The sequence below is a fragment of the Enterococcus sp. 10F3_DIV0382 genome (assembly GCF_002140245.1).
Classification (GTDB): domain Bacteria; phylum Bacillota; class Bacilli; order Lactobacillales; family Enterococcaceae; genus Enterococcus_B; species Enterococcus_B lactis.
In genome coordinates this window covers 98719-116247 of record NZ_NGMF01000002.1, presented here as the reverse complement: position 1 = coordinate 116247, position 17529 = coordinate 98719, and the positions used below count along the sequence as shown (strand labels likewise).

At 38.9% G+C, this 17529-nt stretch carries 15 protein-coding genes and 1 tRNA gene; 4 read left to right on the top strand and 12 right to left on the bottom strand.

Annotated elements, in window-relative coordinates; translation table 11 throughout:
* Positions 1 to 17: 17 nt before the first annotated feature.
* From A5849_RS11120 to A5849_RS11095, 6 genes are all read right to left on the bottom strand, one after another.
* The gene (locus tag A5849_RS11120) at positions 18 to 887 is read right to left on the bottom strand and encodes a two-component system regulatory protein YycI (protein WP_002310036.1); all 870 of its coding nucleotides are present in this window, start codon (positions 885 to 887) and stop codon (positions 18 to 20) included.
* Entirely contained in the window at positions 888 to 2204 is a 1317-nt protein-coding gene (locus tag A5849_RS11115) for a YycH family regulatory protein (RefSeq protein ID WP_002310035.1), read from the bottom strand. It lies immediately after the preceding gene.
* Entirely contained in the window at positions 2201 to 4036 is a 1836-nt protein-coding gene (walK, locus tag A5849_RS11110) for a cell wall metabolism sensor histidine kinase WalK (protein ID WP_002310033.1), read from the bottom strand. The genes A5849_RS11115 and walK overlap by 4 nt, the downstream gene beginning before the upstream one ends.
* 4 nt (positions 4037 to 4040) lie before the next feature.
* A complete protein-coding gene (gene yycF, locus A5849_RS11105) occupies positions 4041 to 4745 on the bottom strand; it encodes a response regulator YycF (protein ID WP_002288850.1) in 705 nt (234 codons plus the stop codon).
* A 188-nt stretch (positions 4746 to 4933) separates the two neighbouring features.
* Positions 4934 to 5794, bottom strand: coding sequence for a DegV family protein (locus A5849_RS11100; protein WP_002310032.1), 861 nt, complete (start codon positions 5792 to 5794; stop codon positions 4934 to 4936).
* Positions 5784 to 6350 (bottom strand): DUF1836 domain-containing protein, encoded by a 567-nt coding sequence (locus A5849_RS11095; protein ID WP_002310031.1) that lies wholly within the window; start codon positions 6348 to 6350, stop codon positions 5784 to 5786. The genes A5849_RS11100 and A5849_RS11095 overlap by 11 nt, the downstream gene beginning before the upstream one ends.
* Positions 6351 to 6730: 380 nt before the next feature.
* On the opposite strand from A5849_RS11095, the gene A5849_RS11090 reads away from it, so the two are divergent.
* Positions 6731 to 6803: transfer RNA gene (locus tag A5849_RS11090), tRNA-Lys, on the top strand.
* A gap of 172 nt (positions 6804 to 6975) precedes the next feature.
* Here the strand turns inward: A5849_RS11090 and A5849_RS11085 are convergent.
* The 6 genes from A5849_RS11085 to A5849_RS11055 form a co-directional block, all read right to left on the bottom strand.
* A complete protein-coding gene (locus tag A5849_RS11085; protein WP_086310105.1) occupies positions 6976 to 8703 on the bottom strand; it encodes an ABC transporter permease/substrate binding protein in 1728 nt (575 codons plus the stop codon).
* A complete protein-coding gene (locus A5849_RS11080; protein WP_002310029.1) occupies positions 8696 to 9889 on the bottom strand; it encodes a glycine betaine/L-proline ABC transporter ATP-binding protein in 1194 nt (397 codons plus the stop codon). Before A5849_RS11080 ends, A5849_RS11085 begins: the two co-directional genes overlap by 8 nt.
* A 186-nt stretch (positions 9890 to 10075) precedes the next feature.
* A complete protein-coding gene (locus A5849_RS11075) occupies positions 10076 to 10720 on the bottom strand; it encodes a GntR family transcriptional regulator (protein WP_002287801.1) in 645 nt (214 codons plus the stop codon).
* Between the two features lie 93 nt (positions 10721 to 10813).
* Positions 10814 to 10948, bottom strand: a complete 135-nt coding sequence (locus tag A5849_RS11065) for a hypothetical protein (RefSeq protein WP_002290587.1) — start codon at positions 10946 to 10948, stop codon at positions 10814 to 10816.
* 1 nt (position 10949) lies between these two features.
* The gene (feoB, locus tag A5849_RS11060) at positions 10950 to 13082 is read right to left on the bottom strand and encodes a ferrous iron transport protein B (protein WP_002314123.1); all 2133 of its coding nucleotides are present in this window, start codon (positions 13080 to 13082) and stop codon (positions 10950 to 10952) included.
* On the bottom strand, positions 13079 to 13552 hold the full coding sequence (locus A5849_RS11055) for a ferrous iron transport protein A (protein ID WP_002310026.1): 474 nt from the start codon (positions 13550 to 13552) through the stop codon (positions 13079 to 13081). Before A5849_RS11055 ends, feoB begins: the two co-directional genes overlap by 4 nt.
* Before the next feature lie 401 nt (positions 13553 to 13953).
* On the opposite strand from A5849_RS11055, the gene nrdH reads away from it, so the two are divergent.
* The 3 genes from nrdH (at position 13954) to nrdF (ending at position 17511) form a co-directional block, all read left to right on the top strand.
* Complete coding sequence (gene nrdH / locus A5849_RS11050; RefSeq protein ID WP_002287795.1) at positions 13954 to 14178, top strand: glutaredoxin-like protein NrdH; 225 nt, start codon at positions 13954 to 13956, stop codon at positions 14176 to 14178.
* 158 nt (positions 14179 to 14336) lie between these two features.
* Complete coding sequence (nrdE, locus tag A5849_RS11045) at positions 14337 to 16496, top strand: class 1b ribonucleoside-diphosphate reductase subunit alpha (RefSeq protein WP_002310024.1); 2160 nt, start codon at positions 14337 to 14339, stop codon at positions 16494 to 16496.
* 49 nt (positions 16497 to 16545) lie between these two features.
* Positions 16546 to 17511, top strand: coding sequence for a class 1b ribonucleoside-diphosphate reductase subunit beta (gene nrdF / locus A5849_RS11040; RefSeq protein WP_002287792.1), 966 nt, complete (start codon positions 16546 to 16548; stop codon positions 17509 to 17511).
* The last annotated feature ends 18 nt before the right edge of the window (positions 17512 to 17529 follow it).

Here is a 17529-nt window from a genome sequence, read left to right as displayed (position 1 = left end):
TCATTATACTCGCTTTTTTATTGATCTTCCACTTTTGGTACAGTGTTGTTTGTCACGATCGTATTGCTGAAAGCGTTGACGCTCTCGATTTGAACCACTTTATCACTTGTTTCAATCGCTACATGCCAAACAGGAACATACACATTTTTTTCCCGGACTTTCAGAATACAGGAATAAGCTAGTTGACGCCATAAGATTTTTGATCCTCTTGGTATTTTGTTATTGATGTACAATGTATTGATTGCTTCCTCTTCTGTATACAGTTCCGTCTTTTCACGCAGCTGTTCGATATCAGATAAATGCGTCTGCATGTATTTCGTGATACTATAATCGTTATCGTTTTTTTCTAAAGAAAGAACGATTTTTGCTGTATCATCATTGAACGGAATACCTTCATACTCTTGGCTTGCTTGGATTTCTAGTGGTTCTTCTTCTAAATGAGAAAAGTTTTTCGTATACACATACTCATTACCGAACAAAATATTGTCTTTGTTAGCTAAAAAATCTTCCAAAGAACTGCGGATCTTATCTGGATCAATCACGTTCTTTTCAGCTTCTGAGCTGGATAAGGATTTTGTCAAAACATCGCCGTCTAAAAACACGCCACTTTCCAACAATCCGCTTTTACCAGCCTTGCGATAATTTGCTAATGAAGTGCTAAGATTGGTCTGTTCCGCGCTAAGATAATAGCCTTGCTTGCTCTCAGAAGAAATCTTCCCCGTATAAGTGATATCGTCACTAGCCAGACGTTTTTGGATTGATTCAGTCTGATCAGAACGAATAACATTGTTTTCTTGGTATACCGCATCATGATAACTGCTGAATAAAAACACATTCAACCCTAAAAAAGCGACGAAAAATATCCATTCGATTTTTTTAAAATCCAATTAATTCGCCTCCAATCCAGGTAATTTTTCCAGAAGGTCGTTAGCTGAATACCAGTTATCTTTATATTTCACATACCATTCAGGTAAGAGATCAACGACGCGATTCGTTTCTTTAACATTTTGCCATGTATAGCCAACGATTACTGAACCAATCTTGTTGCTATCTGCTCCCTTAGCTTCCAGCTGCTGGATGATTTCATTCGTACTTGCAAGTTCTACTTCTTCATCTGAAGGTATCGGTACTTGAATCGTATTCAAACTGGTTTGGATATTCACTTGCACCGAACCGTTCGTTTCACCGCCAACTTCCACACCAATTTGTCCTCTGCTGTCCGTCCCAAAAACCGGGAAGCCTTCCACGAAGATCCGGTAATCGATGGTATTGTCACTGCGGTCAAAATATCTGAGATTCCCTAAAGAACTGCCTAATTTGCTAATATAGGGAAAACTTTCAGAAAATACACTAGCATTTTCTTTTTTCTCTGGCAGCTCTCCTCGAAAATCAACTACTTGCGTTTCCGAATGGATAGACATCGTTTCATTCCCACCGTAAAAAATCAATTCATTGCTTTCATCATTATTCTTCACGCTATCTGGTTTCTGGAAAAAAGCATTTCTAAAAAGTGTATAGGGTTGCTGCGAAAGGATATAGCTATACTTTTTCAACTTGATTGAATGTTTCGTAGCATATTGGGTGTCGATCGTCGACGGTTCTGTTGACATTTCTGTCCATTTCGTGTCGTTTGCTGTTAATTCTTTGTTGATATCCTCCCAATTCAATGAAATATTCGCTTCATATACAAGGTGGTTCGAATAATTCAAAAATCGGATTTTTTTGTTTCCTTGATCGAATTGTATTCTAGTAAAATACATATTTTCGCTTTCTTTTGCCAAATTCGAGACGTCTACATCTAAATCAAATGCTTCCTTATATTCTCTTAGCAAAAAAGGCGCATTATAGGCCAACTCGAAACCAGATGACAGATTTTTCACTTGTTCGAATTGTGATTCATCTCCCGAAACGACTTCAGAAAGCTTCCCGAATCTTGCTTTATCGATGATCAATTGCAATCGGTACACGAGATTTTCACTGTTGGTTTCTTGAATCATTCCCGAATGGTGCCATGTGACATGAAGCGGAAGAAAAACTTCAGAAGTTTTCCGATTGCTTTGAGACTCGATCATTTGAGTGTTTGTCTCATCGACGCTGATCGAACTTTTCCCTGCTGGACTCAGCCAGATGGCATAAGAGAAATATAAACTTAATGCAACCATCAAAATAAGTCCTACGCGAACGACTTTTTCAGAAATTCTCATTCCCACCATTCCTCCTCATAAGGTTCGTATGGCAGCGAGATATAAAAAGTCGATCCTTTTCCTTCCTTGCTCTCTGCCCAAATAGCGCCTCGGTGCGCCTTGATTACTTCTCTAGAAATAGCTAATCCAAGTCCTGTCCCACCTTGTGCTCTTGCACGTGCTTTATCTACTCGATAAAATCGTTCGAACACACGGTTCAGATCTTTTTTAGGAATCCCCAATCCTTGGTCGGTAATACTTAAAATCACGTTATTATGCGTTTCTAATAAGCGACAAGTGATTGTTCCCCCATCTGGTGAATACTTGATCGCGTTATTCATGATATTATCGACTACTTGGATGATTTTATCTGTATCTACTTCGACCCAAAGATCTCTTTGCGTGAATTCACGACGGATCTTATAATTTTTTTCTTGGTTTCCCACCATCATATCAAAACGGTCAAGAACAAAATTCACTAACTCGTTAAAATTGACATACTCTAATTGAAGCTGGGTATTTCCTGTATCCATGCGAGATAGATTCAGGAGATCATTGATCATTCGAATCATCCGATCTGTTTCATCCAATGTTACTTTCAAAAAATTTGGCGCTACTTCTTCATCTTTCCATGCACCTTCGCTCAATGCTTCGATATAACTGCGCATGCTTGTCAGTGGTGTACGAAGCTCATGGGAAACATTAGAAACGAATTCACGGCGTTCCCGTTCTGTTTTTTCTTGTTCTGTCACATCATGCAAGACAGCTACTAATCCGCTGATAAAACCTGATTCACGACGGATCATGGAAAAGTCTACTCGTAAGATCATCTGATCGCTCTCCAATGTACTGGTTGAACGGTCAAGTACCATTTCGTTTGGATCTTCTAATAATTTACGCAAGGTATATTCTTCTTCGATATCCAAAAGTGTCAAAATCGATTGTCCAATTGCTTCCTCATTTTTGACATCTAGCAAGGAAACAGCCATATCATTAATTGTAATGACTTTCCCCCTGCGATCTGTCGCGATGACGCCGTCTGTCATATGAGACAGCACACTATCCAACCGATTGCGTTCAGCCTCCATTGTATCTTGAGCTTCTTCGATACGTTCAGCTAACTGATTGAAGGTATCAGCCAACTGCCCTAGTTCATCTTGTCCATGCACTTTGACTTTCCGGCTGTAGTCTCCTCTAGCGATTCGAATGGCTTGTTCTCTCATTTCACCGATTGGCTGAGTAATCGAACGAGCCACTAAAACGGAGACGATCATTGAAATAAACGCAGCAATCAGTGAGGCAGTAAAGAAAATGACTGCTGTATTATTGATTTCCGAATATTTTTGTTCGATATTACTTTTGACGTAAAGAGCCCCGATAACGGCATCGCCGGTCGGGGACAGGATCGGTTGAACATTGATATTCACCCGTTTATCGTCGTTATCTAAAGCAACATACCGTTTAGTTGTGAAATCATTGATATCGACATAATCATTTTTCTTTCCCACAGCGCTTTGTTCATTGACATCGGTTGTTCCTCGGATGATCCCTTTTTCGTCAACGACCCGTATTTCGATGATATCGCTAGTCGCACTGTTTTCAATAAATCTCTTGATATTCGCATTTACCTCTTCATCATCTGCATTATCTTTTCGATTCAATTCCGGACTGATTGTTGTTGCTAATGATTCCACCGTTTGATTCATATCTTTAATAAATGTATTGATCGTGGAACGTTCTAAACCACGTATAAAGTAGGCACCAATAATTTCGATCGAGATCAATAAAATCAGAATAAAGGTAATAGCGATCTTAAAATTGACTGATCGAAAAAAGCGGACTTTTCTTTTCATCCAATTACTCCTGTTCTGGGTTACGCAAATAGTAACCGACACCACGACGTGTCACTAAATAATTTGGATGGCTTGGATTATCTTCGATCTTTTCACGTAAACGACGTACAGTTACATCCACTGTTCGTACATCTCCAAAATAATCATAACCCCAAACCGTTTGTAATAAATGTTCTCTTGTCATCACTTGTCCAAGGTGCTTCGCCAAGTAAAAGAGTAGTTCGAATTCGCGATGTGTTAACTCGATTGTTTCTCCTCGTTTCGTCACCATGTAAGCTTCTGGATGGATCGTCAAATCACCAATCGTCAATTCAGCAGGTGCTGCCTCTTCTGGTTCCTTCGCAGCCGTGGCACCACGACGAAGATTTGCTTTGACACGTGCAACTAATTCTCGGTTGGAAAATGGCTTGGTCACGTAATCATCGGCGCCTAACTCTAAGCCTAGGACTTTATCAATTTCAGAATCTTTGGCTGTTACCATAATGATCGGCATATCATAAGTTTTGCGTACCTCACGAGCCACTTCTAAGCCGTCCATTTTAGGTAGCATCAAATCAAGTAAAATCAAATCAGGTTCTACCTCAGCAACTTTTTCCAAGGCTTCTTCCCCATCATATGCAGTATAAACATCATAGCCTTCTTTGGCTAAATTGAATTTGACGATATCCGAAATCGGCTTCTCATCATCGACAACTAAAACTTTTTTCATAAAGAGCCACCTCTTATATATTATTGTCACACCTTTTCATTATACCGTATTTCTGGTTTTGTTTCATCTTTGCCTATAAAACAAAAGAGAAAATTAACATGGGAGTGCAAAATACTTTCTTTTTTTGTTCTAACTTCAATAAAAAAAGGAAAACACTGATTTTAAACTCACTGTTTTCCTTTTTTGATTTATCCTTCTAAAACTTGTACGCCGACACCTAATAATCCCGGACCAGTATGGACTACTAATGCCGGAGAAATTTGACCAAAGTAGATTTGGTTTGCTTGCGGGAACTCTCTTTTGAGCCTCGCTTCCATTTCAATCGCTTCTTCTTTCGCATCACCGTGGGCCACGGCTAAGTTAAAAACCTTGGCATTGCCGATTTTTTCTTTGACGTAAGCAACCGTCTTATCCAAACTTTTTTTACGTCCTCTAGCTTTTCCTACTGTGTAATAGATTCCTTCATCATTACAGGAGATGATTGGGTTAAGCTTTAAAGCGGTTCCTAAAATAGAAGCAACCAAACCAATCCGTCCACCTTTTTGGAGATATTCCAATGTCGCAACATTAAAGAAAACTTTTGTTCTTTCGACTAATTCATTCAAATTACTGATCAGCTGATTCCACTCGACACCTTCTTCTAACCATTTCGCTGCTTGTATTGCAGAAAAACCCGCACCAATACCGATATTTTTCGTATCTAGTACATACGCTTCCAATTCTTCTTGCTGTTCTGCAATCAAACGAACTACGTTATACGTCCCGCTCAATCCGCTGGAAATCGTTACCGCAAGTACTTTTTCATAACCATCTTTTTTGATTTGCTCAAAGATTTCTGCGATCGACTCGCCGTCAGGCAAAGATGTACCTGGAATTTCCTCTGGCAAACGTTGATAGATTTCTTCAGGTGTAATATCTATTTTATCTGTATATACCTGATCTTTATAAATAATTTTCAAAGGAATCATGTACATCTCATATTTTTTTATCAATTCTTCTGGCACGTCCGTACCAGAATCTACTAAAATCGCGATTTTATCATTTTTCATTTGTTTTCTCCTCTTTTAAGTATTCGGATTCTAGAACAATCGTTTTTTCCGCAAGAAGTTTCATTGCAAACGATAAAGTTGCTGCTCTTACAGCAATATATTCTACAGGGGTCGCTTGGTCGAATTTTTTGGGATGGGATTTGCCCTGTGCTAATTGGCTGACCATCCATACAGCTGCTTCTTGTTCATCACAGAATAGATTATAAGCTTCACGAATCCCCACTGTTTTTCCTTGGAACAATATTCCTTCTTTGATTTCAGGAATAGTCAATACTTGTTTCAATGTAGTGATTGCAAGTAAAAATGCTACATGTTCTTTGTTGTATCTTTTTTTAACTGGTGCTGGTATCAATCCCAGTTTAACGTAGTTGTTTACCATAGAGGAGGTCAGCAATGGATGCTTTTCTCCTTGTATCACAGGTGAAAGATAACGATCAACTAACGTTCTGACTTGATCCATATAAAGTTCTAGGTCGGGGAGCTCTTCCCAGTGAGGCAGACGAAATGTTTCCAGTTCTTTTCCCCACTCCATTAATTGCTGACGCATTTTTTCCATCGTAACCGCTCCTTTTTCATTTCATTAACATGATACCAGAGTTATAATAAACATTCAATCTAGTTGTTTTAACTAGATGATTTAATTAATGGAATTTTATAAAAGCAAAAAAACAAGAAGGCCAAGCCTTCTTGTCTTTTATCGTTAAGAACAGGAGACCCGCCGGGGAGACGGCGGGAAAGGAGTAAAAAATGAAAAAAGTGTTAGGGTTTGTTCTCTTGCAAGAACTTTGTTTGTTGGTATGCTTATATAGTAACGAGCAAATGTGAATAATCTATGAATGATTTCCTATAAGGAAGTAAAGATTTTTCTGATTTTCTTTAAATGTAGTCTTGCATTTTAAAATTCTTAGTGCTACTATTATTAAGTACTTTTTGTATGGGCCGTTAGCTCAGTTGGTAGAGCAGCTGACTCTTAATCAGCGGGTCGCGGGTTCGAGCCCCTCACGGCCCATTGGGTGCCAAACCCACGAGAATGGTAGTTTGTCGGCGTCTTCGGACGTTTCGAAGATGAACTGCGCATTCTCTTTTTTATAGACAAAAAAAGAGACAGACGAATATGGAGCTTCCAAAACTGGATTTTTGATCCAATTTTGGAAGCTCCATTTATTTTGTTTCCGCCTTTTTTATTTTTTCCAGCTTTCGACTAATTCTTGGTTCTCTTTGATCCAGTCTTTTGCTGCTTGCTGTGGATCTTTTCCATTGTTGATTTCCAACATGACTTTTTCCATATCTTTTTCTGACCAATGGAATTTGTCTAATACTTTATAAGCTTCTGGCTGGTCTTCTTTCAATCCTTTTCGAACCATCGTATGGATCTGCTCTTCGCTTCCCATTCCGTTTTCAGGATCTTCCAAGTATTTCAGATCATATTTGGCAAACATCCAATGAGGTGTCCATCCTGTAACTACAATTGGTTCGTGTTTTTTGATTGCTTGTCCTAGTGCAACGGTCATTGCTCCTGAAGAAGATGTCTCGACTTTCCAGTCTTTCAAGTTGTCATATTTTTTGATTGTGTTTTCAGCAGCCGTAACTACCCCAGCTCCTGGCTCAATTCCTATAATTTTCTTACCTGCCTGATCGGTTAACTCATCGATCGAATTTACATCCATGTAGGCTGGTACTGCTAAACCGACTTTTGCTCCTGTCAAATTGGCACCTAGGTCTTCGACTTGATCTTTATATTGTGCATACTGTGAACCGTGAGTTTTAGGTAGCCAAGCTGAAACCATGGCATCTGACTCGCCATTTGAAACAGATTTCCACATGATTGAATTATCTAGCGGTGTCATCGTTACATCATAGCCCATTTGTTTCAATACTTCACCGACTACATTTGTTGAAGCAACTTCTGTATCCCATTCGACATAAGACAAGTTGATACGTTTTGTTTCTTTGGCAGAAGAAAAACTTCCTATACCAATCGCACCTAAGATCACTACTACTACAGCACCAATGATCAATCCTTGACGTTTTTTACTTTTTTGTGTTGCAGCTCCTGCAACTTTCTTATTGTTTGGCTGATTCAAATGCTGCGTAAAACGGTCAATGATGATCGCTAAGATAACTAATGCAACCCCGTTGACAAATCCATTCCCGACTTGTGCTCTTTGTAAAGCGGACAATACTCCCCGTCCTAAGCCGGGTGCACCGATCATAGAGGCAATAACGACCATTGAAAGTGACAGCATCGTTGTTTGATTGATCCCTGCCATGATCGTACTTTTAGCTAAAGGCAATTCTAGTTTGAATAGTTTTTGACGACTTGTGCTCCCGAATGAATCAGAAGCTTCTACCAACTCTTTCGGTACTTGTCGAATCCCTAAATTCGTAAAGCGAACGGTTGGTGGCAAAGCAAAGATGACTGAGGCAAATACCCCTGGCACCATCCCAATACCGAAAAATGCAACTGCTGGAATCAAATAAACGAATCCTGGCATCGTCTGCATAAAGTCAAGGATCGGCTTGATGATGCTTTGAGCTTTACTGCTTTTTGCCATCAAGATCCCTAACGGTACACCTATGATGATTGAGATCACACTAGATAAAAGAACAAGTGTGACAGTATTCATCAAGTCATTCCATAGACCTTGGTTATAAATAAACCATAGACCAATCAACGTGAACAACGTAAGTCCTGGACGTTTCTTAGAGATAAAGAAAGCTGCTATCGTCAATAACAAGATAAACAAAGGCGCTGGAATCACTAACAGTAAATTTGTAATCCCCGTCATCACTGCCTGTCCGATCGTTTGTAAAAATGAAAATAGGCCAGAAAAAGTTGTCGTAAACCATTCTGTGATATTTTCTACCCAGTTTGCCACTGGTAATTGATAGTTTAATAGATTATTCATGTTCACTCACCTCGCTTGTTTCTGCTAATGCTTCAATCACACTACCTCGGATGACGACACCTTTTAATTTTCCATCCTCTACAACTGCAAGCGGAGTCGGTGAATCATAAATAATATTGAAAATATCACTTACAACCATGTCTTTTCCGATCACCGTCACATTTTCATCTAAGAAGTCGATCAATGGACGTTTTTGCTTCCTAGCTTCTAACGCCTGATCTGCAGTAATGATTCCTTTCAGGTGTCTCTTTCGGTCAACAGCCATCAGCATGCTGACTTCTTCATTACGCATCCTTGTCAATGCGACATTTGGTCCATCAGATTCGATATTCGTCGTCAATGCAGGTACCATGATGTTTTGAGCAGTAAGCACTTTGGAACGATCGACTTCTTCCACAAATTCACGTACGTAATCATTTGCTGGATTGGTCAATATTTCTTCACCTGTTCCGATCTGCATGATTTCGCCGTCTTTCATTAACGCGATTCTGTCCCCAATCCGTAAAGCTTCATTCAAATCATGGGTAATGAAAATAATCGTTTTTTGAACATTGGCTTGCAAGTCCAGTAATTCGTCTTGCATTTCTCGTCGGATCAGCGGATCAAGAGCCGAGAACGCTTCGTCCATCAGCAAGATCTCAGGATCGTTCGCTAAAGCTCTGGCTAAGCCGACCCGTTGCTGCATCCCACCAGATAACTGATTAGGATATTGGTCTTTAAATGAAAGCAGACTAGAATTTTCTAATGCTTTTTCTGCTTTTTCTTGTCGTTCTTCTTTAGGTATACCACGGACTTCTAACCCGTATTCTGTATTTTCCAAGATCGTTCGGTGTGGAAACAGACCGAAGTTTTGGAAAACCATATTGATTTTATGACGACGGACTTCTCGCAATTCTTCTTTACTTAACTTCGATACATCTTCTCCATCAATATAGATACTGCCCGAAGTTGGTTCGATCAGACGATTCAATAGACGGATCAATGTGGATTTCCCACTCCCGGAAAGCCCCATGATCACGAAGATTTCTCCTTCTTTTACGTCAAAATTCACGTCATACACACCAACCGTCGCACCGGTTTTCTTTAAAATCTCCGTTTTCGGCTGGTGATCATTCATCATATCTAAAGCGGCTTGTGTCTTTTTACCAAATATCTTTGTTAAATGTTTTACTTCTACTTTTACCAAACAAATTCTCCTTTTTTATGTAAATTCATTTTTCTTTCTGAAAAAAGTGACCACACTATGTTAACATCATGTAGTCACTTTGTCAAAAATGAAAGAAATTTGCTTGTCTAAACAGAAAAAAACTTGGTTAAATCTTTATAAATAAAAGGTTTAGCCAAGTTAATATTTTTATAATATTTCACACAATCATTCTGCAAGCTGATGTTCCGGGTAAAAAAAGTTTGTCATACGCTGTAGCGTATACTCATTTCCAATAAAATGAACGATATCCCCTGCCGTAAATTTAGCATAAGGTCCAGGTGAAACAAGTAGTTCTTCGTTATGAGAAATTGCGATAACTGTAGCACCAGTCGCCTGCCAGATATTCAACTCGCTAATCGAACGGTCCAGATGCATTGCTTTTTCTGATAAAGACAATTCAAACGGAAGTAAAGGGTTCATCTTATGTATTCGCTTCGTTTGATTGACCAGCTGATCCAATAATTGAGAAAAATGATTCAGCTCATCTTGTTGCTTCTCCACACTCGCCATGATTTCTGCTTTTGTATCTTGGATAGATTGTACATCTTGATACTGCAATAGGAAATCTTTTGCTTTTTCTTTCGAGGCAACAAATGCCCCACTCCCATGCCGTACTTCCATGATCCCAAGATCTACCAGCACATTGATAGCCTTTCGGGTGGTCTCAGGAGAAGCATTGTACGTACTGGCAAGCGTTGAGCGAGCATGGATCTTCTCACCCACTTTATATCGGTTTTCAACGATACGTTCGGCTAAATCAACAGCAATCTGCTGATAGCGCGGGCGGACGATTTTTTTCTTTCCAGACATTTTCTTTCCTCTTTCTTTTTTTACTTTCCCTCATCTTACTATGCTCTAGCAAAATAAGCAAAAAAGGGGAGAACAGCCTCTTGCAACGACTGATCATCGCTTGATCTGTTCCTTTTTTACTGGGCAGGCTGTTTGACAGTCATCACAATTCTTTCCGGATTTTAAACGAGTATAGACAATCGCTCCTGCACTTCCAAAGATTAATACACTTAATAAGAATGTCGCCATCCTATTCCTCTCCTTCTAATGACAATATAGTATAAAACTGGTTCTTGGATTTTGGCTGGCGGAACAAAACATAAACGAGTCCTATCATCAGTAAAATAGCAAGATACGTCCCTGACGCTACCTGTCCACCCTCCAATAAGTGTCCCAACTGATAGATCACAAAACTAACTAAATAAGCTAAACCGCATTGATAGCCTATGGCGATCCAAGTCCATTTCTTGGCATTCATTTCCCGATGGATAGCCCCAATTGCCGCAAAACAAGGCGCACAAAGTAAATTGAAGGCTAACAATGAATAAGCTGCTGCGGGAGTATATGTGTGTTGTAGCACTTGCCAGATTTCTCTACCATTTTCGGATACTTCCGCATGTCCAAACAAAATACCAAATGTGCCAATAATATTTTCTTTAGCAACTAATCCTGTAATCGCTGCGACAGTTCCTTGCCAATTCCCCCAACCAAGCGGCTGAAAAACAACAGCCAGGATTCGTCCGAAAAAGGCTAGGATACTTTGGTCTTCAGGAACAGGTTGAGCATAAAAATTATAAGAAGAGCTAAACCAGATCACGATACTAGAAACAAAGATAATCGTTCCTGCTTTTTTAACAAAAGACTTGCTGCGGTCATAGGTTTGTCTTAGGATCGTTGACCATTGAGGAAAATGATATGTGGGTAATTCCATGATAAACGGAGCTGTTTCTCCAGCAAACAAACGCGTTTTTTTCAAGCTGATTCCAGAGAAAATAATTGCAGTCATCCCAAGAAAATAGGCAGAAGGGGCTACCCAAGATTGGTGAGGAAAAAAGGCCCCTGCTACTAAGGCAATAATCGGCAACTTTGCAGAACAAGGCATGAATGTCGTGACCATGATCGTCAAACGACGATCTTGCTCGTTTTCAATCGTGCGAGTAGCCATGACCCCTGGTACGCCACATCCCGTGGCAATCAGCATAGGAATAAAGGATTTTCCTGAAAGCCCGAATTTCCGGAAAAGTCGATCCATGACAAAAGCGATCCTCGCCATATATCCGCAGTCTTCTAGAAAGCTCAAGCATAAAAACAATACGATCAATTGCGGTAAAAATCCTAATACTGCTCCTACGCCTGCGATGATGCCGTTCAAGATCAGCTCCTGCATCCATTCCGCTACTTGCCATTCAGCTAACAGTCTGCCAACATGTTCTGGTAGCCACGTTCCAAACAATGTATCATTGATCCAATCTGTCCCCATTGTTCCTACTGTTTGAATAGCCAAGTAATAAATCAGCCACATCACAAATGCAAAGATTGGCAAGGCTAACCAACGATTCGTTGCAATCTGATCGATTTTGTCACTCATCGATAATTGGAAAGAATCATTTGACACGACAGATAGTGCACATAATTGGGTAATAAATTCATAACGTTCATTGACTAGAATCGTTTCACTATCGTCATCCAATAGTTTCTCTGTCAACTGGATCAGTTGTTCGATTTCTTTTTGCTGAGAATTTGTTATCTCATCATCCTCATTCACCTTCTGATCTCTTTCAAAATATTTCATTGCATACCAGCGTTTCTTGCTACTTTTTTCTCCTAGTACATCTTCAATTTCATGTAAAGCTGCTTCTAAACGCGGATCGTATGTACAGGGAACAGGAATAGAAAGCCGTTTTTTTGCAGACTCCTGAATCTTTTCGATTAATTTTTCGATTCCTTGCTTTTTCAATACGCTGATTGGTAAAACTGGTACACCAAGACCATAGGAAAGCTTTTCTAGGTTGATTTTTTTCCCTTCTTTTTTGATGATATCCATCATATTCAGACCAATGATCATAGGAATGCCTAAATCCAATAACTGCGTAGTTAAATATAGATTCCGCTCTAAATTGGTAGCATCAATAATGTTGATGATCAGTTCAGGCTGTTCATGAACCAAATAATCTCTTGCAATCACTTCTTCGGGTGTATAAGGAGACAAAGAATAGATGCCAGGTAGGTCTTGAATATGAATGTTCGGATTTTTTTTCAACGATCCTTCTTTTTTTTCTACTGTTACGCCCGGCCAATTCCCTACATATTGATTCGAACCAGTCAATAGATTGAACAAGCTCGTTTTTCCGCTGTTTGGATTTCCGACTAACGCGATATTCATTCGTTTTCCTCCCTTTGTACCAAGACTAATTCAGCCTCTGACTTTCGTAACGTCAATTCATATCCTCGCACTGTCAGTTCGATTGGATCTCCTAGAGGGGCTAGTTTTCGGATGACTATTTTTACATTTCGCGTCAATCCCATATCCATCAACCGCCGCTTCACTGCGCCTTGTCCGTGGATGGCTACGACGATCCCAGTCTCTCCTGCTTTTAATTGATCAAGAGAGGTCCAGCTTTCAGAGGAAGCAATCTTTTTATTGACAAAGATCTGACTTAGTATTTCCCGACTTACTGCCACTCGATGACTTTTTACCAGTAAAATGGCATTGTTGCCTGATAAATTGACGACGACGATTTTACTTCCGGCAACGACCCCAATATTTTGCAAATGGCGTTTTGTTTTTTCTTCTGTTTCGATTCGTTCGACTTGATAAACGAAGTTTTGCTTTGCCTGAGCTAAGGTCTGCATATTGATTCCTCTCTTGTGAAATAAATCATGTATTGAAATCTTTCATTCTATGTTCTAGTTTTCTCACGTATTACGCAAATAAATGAGAATCATTCTCACATAGAATACTCTCGGTAATTGAGAATGTCAATTACACTTGTGATATTATGAGCGATTCTTTATTATTGATAGATAAAAATGAGAAAAAAATATTTCTTCATAGTTTTCCACAATTTTTTCTCTATTAGATTTGCTATTTTCCCACACGATACTTGTTTTCAGCTCTTTTTTCAAAAACACAAAACTTAGTATTCCACAGTTTCCACAACACAATATGTAGTGTTTGTTGTTTGACTTTTTTACTAAGAGTTTTATACTATCTATTATAGATAATAAGAATGTGTTTAGAGGAGGCACTCATCATGAACGTAAAAATCTTTTCTAAAAATAATTGCATGCAATGCAAGATGGTCAAACGTTTTTTAACAGAAAATCAAATTGCTTTTGAAGAAGTCAATATCGATGAACAACCGGAAGCAGTAGACTGGTTGAAAGCACAAGGATTCCAAAGTGTTCCTGTCATTACTTCCGATGCAGAAACAGTTATCGGATTCCGTCCTGATCAGTTGCGTAAACTTGCCAGCTAACATGACTAAAAGAATCAAAACAAGATACATGGATTTGAAGGGCTTGAGACAGCACCAGTTTTTGTCGCAAACTTCCAAATCCTTTTTTAAAGCTTAAAAACAATGCAATGATTTGCAATCAAGCATCATCAAATACGAAATGAAGGTTGGGCGTACGTATGAGTCTTAAAAATTTACAAGATGTCAGTTATTTCAAGCTGAATAATGAAATCAATCGACCAGTCAATGGTCAAATCCCTTTGAATAAGGATAAAGAAGCTTTGGCTGCCTTTTTTGAAGAAAATGTCAAACCAAATACGATGACTTTTCCATCTATTATGGAAAAAATCAATTACTTGATCGAACAAGAATATATAGAAGCAGAATTCATCCAATTATATTCACCATCATTTATTGAAAAGCTATATCAATTTTTGGACGAACAACATTTTTCTTTCAAATCTTTTATGGCTGCTTACAAATTTTATTCTCAATATGCGTTGAAAACCAACGACGGTTCCGCTTATCTGGAAACTTATGAAGATCGAGTAGCCTTCAATGCGCTTTACTTTGCGAACGGGGATGAAGAATTAGCACTTGCTCTTGCAGATGAAATGATCCATCAACGTTATCAGCCAGCTACACCTTCTTTCTTGAATGCTGGACGTAAACGTCGGGGCGAATTGGTGTCTTGTTTCTTGACTCAAGTCACTGACGATATGAACTCTATCGGGCGCTCAATCAACTCTGCTTTGCAATTGTCCCGTATTGGTGGCGGCGTAGGGATTACTTTATCAAATCTTCGTGAAGCCGGCGCTCCTATCAAAGGATACGAGGGTGCTGCGAGTGGTGTCGTTCCAGTCATGAAATTATTCGAAGATAGTTTCAGCTATTCTAATCAATTAGGTCAGCGTCAAGGAGCTGGTGTGGTTTATTTGAATGTGTTCCATCCAGACATTATTGCTTTCCTTTCAGCAAAAAAAGAAAATGCAGATGAAAAGATTCGCGTAAAAACTCTTTCTCTTGGTGTGATCGTACCTGATAAATTTTATGAATTGACACGTAAAAACGAAGATATGTATTTATTTAGTCCATATAGTGTCGAAAAAGAATATGGTGTTCCATTCTCTTATGTAGATATTACAGCTGAGTATGATCGTCTAGTTGCAAATCCAAACATTCGCAAACAAAAAATCAAAGCGCGTGATCTTGAAAATGAAATCTCAAAATTACAACAAGAATCTGGCTATCCTTACGTAATCAATATTGATACAGCGAACCGCGAGAATCCAATCGACGGCAAGATTATCATGAGTAATTTATGTTCAGAGATTTTACAAGTTCAAACGCCTTCTGTGATCAACGGCAAACAGGAGTATGAAGTATTAGGAACAGATATCTCATGTAACTTAGGTTCGACAAATATCGTGAATTTGATGCAAAGCCCTAACTTTGGTCAATCTGTGCGTACGATGACTCGTGCATTGACATTTATTACAGATGCATCTGATATCGATGTCGTACCACCGATCCAAAACGGAAATAAGCTGAATCATACGATTGGATTAGGTGCCATGGGCTTACACACTTATCTTGCAAAAGAACAAATGGAATATGGCTCAGAGGATTCATTAGACTTTACAAATATTTATTTCATGCTGTTGAATTATTGGACACTTGTTGAAAGCAACAATATCGCTCGTGAAAGAAAACAAGTTTTCCATAATTTTGAAAAATCAGCTTATGCTGATGGCACTTATTTCGAAAAATACGTAACTGGAGAATTCCAGCCAAAATCAGAAAAAGTCAAAGCATTGTTTGAAGGGATTTTTATTCCAACTGCTGAAGATTGGAATACCTTGAAACAAGCAGTAATGAAAGATGGGCTATATCACCAAAATCGCTTGGCAGTAGCACCAAATGGCTCAATTTCATATATCAATGATACGAGTGCAAGCATTCATCCTATCACTCGCATGATCGAAGAACGCCAAGAGAAGAAAATCGGTAAAATTTATTACCCAGCGCCTTATTTATCCAATGAGACGATTCCATATTACACTTCTGCTTATGATATGGACATGCGTAAAGTAATCGATGTTTATGCAACGGCACAACAACACGTCGATCAAGGCATGAGTTTGACTTTATTCATGCGTTCTGAAATCCCAGAAGGTATTTATGAATGGAAGACAACAACGAAGCAAACGACACGTGATTTGAATATTTTAAGACATTACGCTTTCCATAAAGGAATCAAATCCATTTATTATGTACGTACCTTTACTGATGATGCAGAAGAAATCGGAAGCAATCAATGTGAAAGCTGCGTGATCTAATATCATAGATAGATTCGCTTATTCATATTTTAATTAAAGGAGCATTCTCATGTCAGAAACATATTATGAAGCAATAAACTGGAATGAAATTGAAGATATCATTGATAAATCCACTTGGGAGAAGCTGACAGAGCAATTTTGGCTAGATACACGTATCCCACTTTCAAATGACCTAGATGATTGGCGCACATTGTCTCAATTGGAAAAAGATACAGTAGGACATGTATTCGGCGGTTTGACACTGCTGGATACTGTCCAATCTGAAAGCGGTATGGATCAGTTGCGTAAAGATGTCCGTACTCCCCATGAAGAAGCCGTTTTGAACAATATCCAATTCATGGAATCCGTCCATGCCAAAAGTTATTCTTCTATTTTTAGTACACTGAACACGAAAAAAGAAATCGAAGAAATTTTTGACTGGACGAATACGAATCCTTATCTGCAAAAAAAAGCTGAGCGTATTAATGAAATCTACAAACACGGTACACCGCTAGAAAAGAAAATTGCCAGCGTCTTTTTAGAAACATTCTTGTTCTATTCAGGTTTTTATACTCCTCTTTATTATTTAGGAAACAACAAATTGGCAAACGTAGCAGAGATCATCAAACTGATCATCCGAGATGAATCGGTACATGGAACCTATATCGGTTACAAATTCCAATTAGGTTTCAACGAATTACCTGAAGCAGAACAAGAAACGTTGAAAGACTGGATGTACAATCTTCTTTATGAGCTTTATGAAAACGAAGAACGTTATACAGAAGAATTATACGATCCAATCGGTTGGACAGAAGAAGTCAAAACATTCCTACGCTATAATGCCAACAAAGCATTGATGAACCTAGGGATGGACCCACTCTTCCCAGATACTGCCAATGATGTCAACCCAATCGTAATGAACGGGATTTCAACAGGCACAAGCAACCATGACTTCTTCTCACAAGTCGGAAACGGCTATTTGTTAGGTCATGTAGAAGCGATGAAAGATGACGATTATTTGATTGGATTGGAATAAGGATAAAAAATTACGCAC

Bases quoted from the DNA above. Each gene is read 5' to 3' on its own strand.
- A5849_RS11055 (WP_002310026.1), bottom strand. From the start codon at position 13,552: ATGCAGACCTTAGCTCAGGCAAAGCAAAACTTCGTTTATCAAGTCGAA.
- A5849_RS11100 (WP_002310032.1), bottom strand. From the start codon at position 5,794: ATGAAAAATGATAAAATCGCGATTTTAGTAGATTCTGGTACGGACGTG.
- yycF (WP_002288850.1), bottom strand. From the start codon at position 4,745: ATGAAAAAAGTTTTAGTTGTCGATGATGAGAAGCCGATTTCGGATATC.
- A5849_RS11095 (WP_002310031.1), bottom strand. From the start codon at position 6,350: ATGGAAAAAATGCGTCAGCAATTAATGGAGTGGGGAAAAGAACTGGAA.
- A5849_RS11115 (WP_002310035.1), bottom strand. From the start codon at position 2,204: ATGAGAATTTCTGAAAAAGTCGTTCGCGTAGGACTTATTTTGATGGTT.
- nrdE (WP_002310024.1), top strand. From the start codon at position 14,337: ATGAGTCTTAAAAATTTACAAGATGTCAGTTATTTCAAGCTGAATAAT.
- walK (WP_002310033.1), bottom strand. From the start codon at position 4,036: ATGAAAAGAAAAGTCCGCTTTTTTCGATCAGTCAATTTTAAGATCGCT.
- A5849_RS11085 (WP_086310105.1), bottom strand. From the start codon at position 8,703: ATGAATAATCTATTAAACTATCAATTACCAGTGGCAAACTGGGTAGAA.
- feoB (WP_002314123.1), bottom strand. From the start codon at position 13,082: ATGAATATCGCGTTAGTCGGAAATCCAAACAGCGGAAAAACGAGCTTG.
- nrdF (WP_002287792.1), top strand. From the start codon at position 16,546: ATGTCAGAAACATATTATGAAGCAATAAACTGGAATGAAATTGAAGAT.
- nrdH (WP_002287795.1), top strand. From the start codon at position 13,954: ATGAACGTAAAAATCTTTTCTAAAAATAATTGCATGCAATGCAAGATG.
- A5849_RS11075 (WP_002287801.1), bottom strand. From the start codon at position 10,720: ATGTCTGGAAAGAAAAAAATCGTCCGCCCGCGCTATCAGCAGATTGCT.
- A5849_RS11065 (WP_002290587.1), bottom strand. From the start codon at position 10,948: ATGGCGACATTCTTATTAAGTGTATTAATCTTTGGAAGTGCAGGAGCG.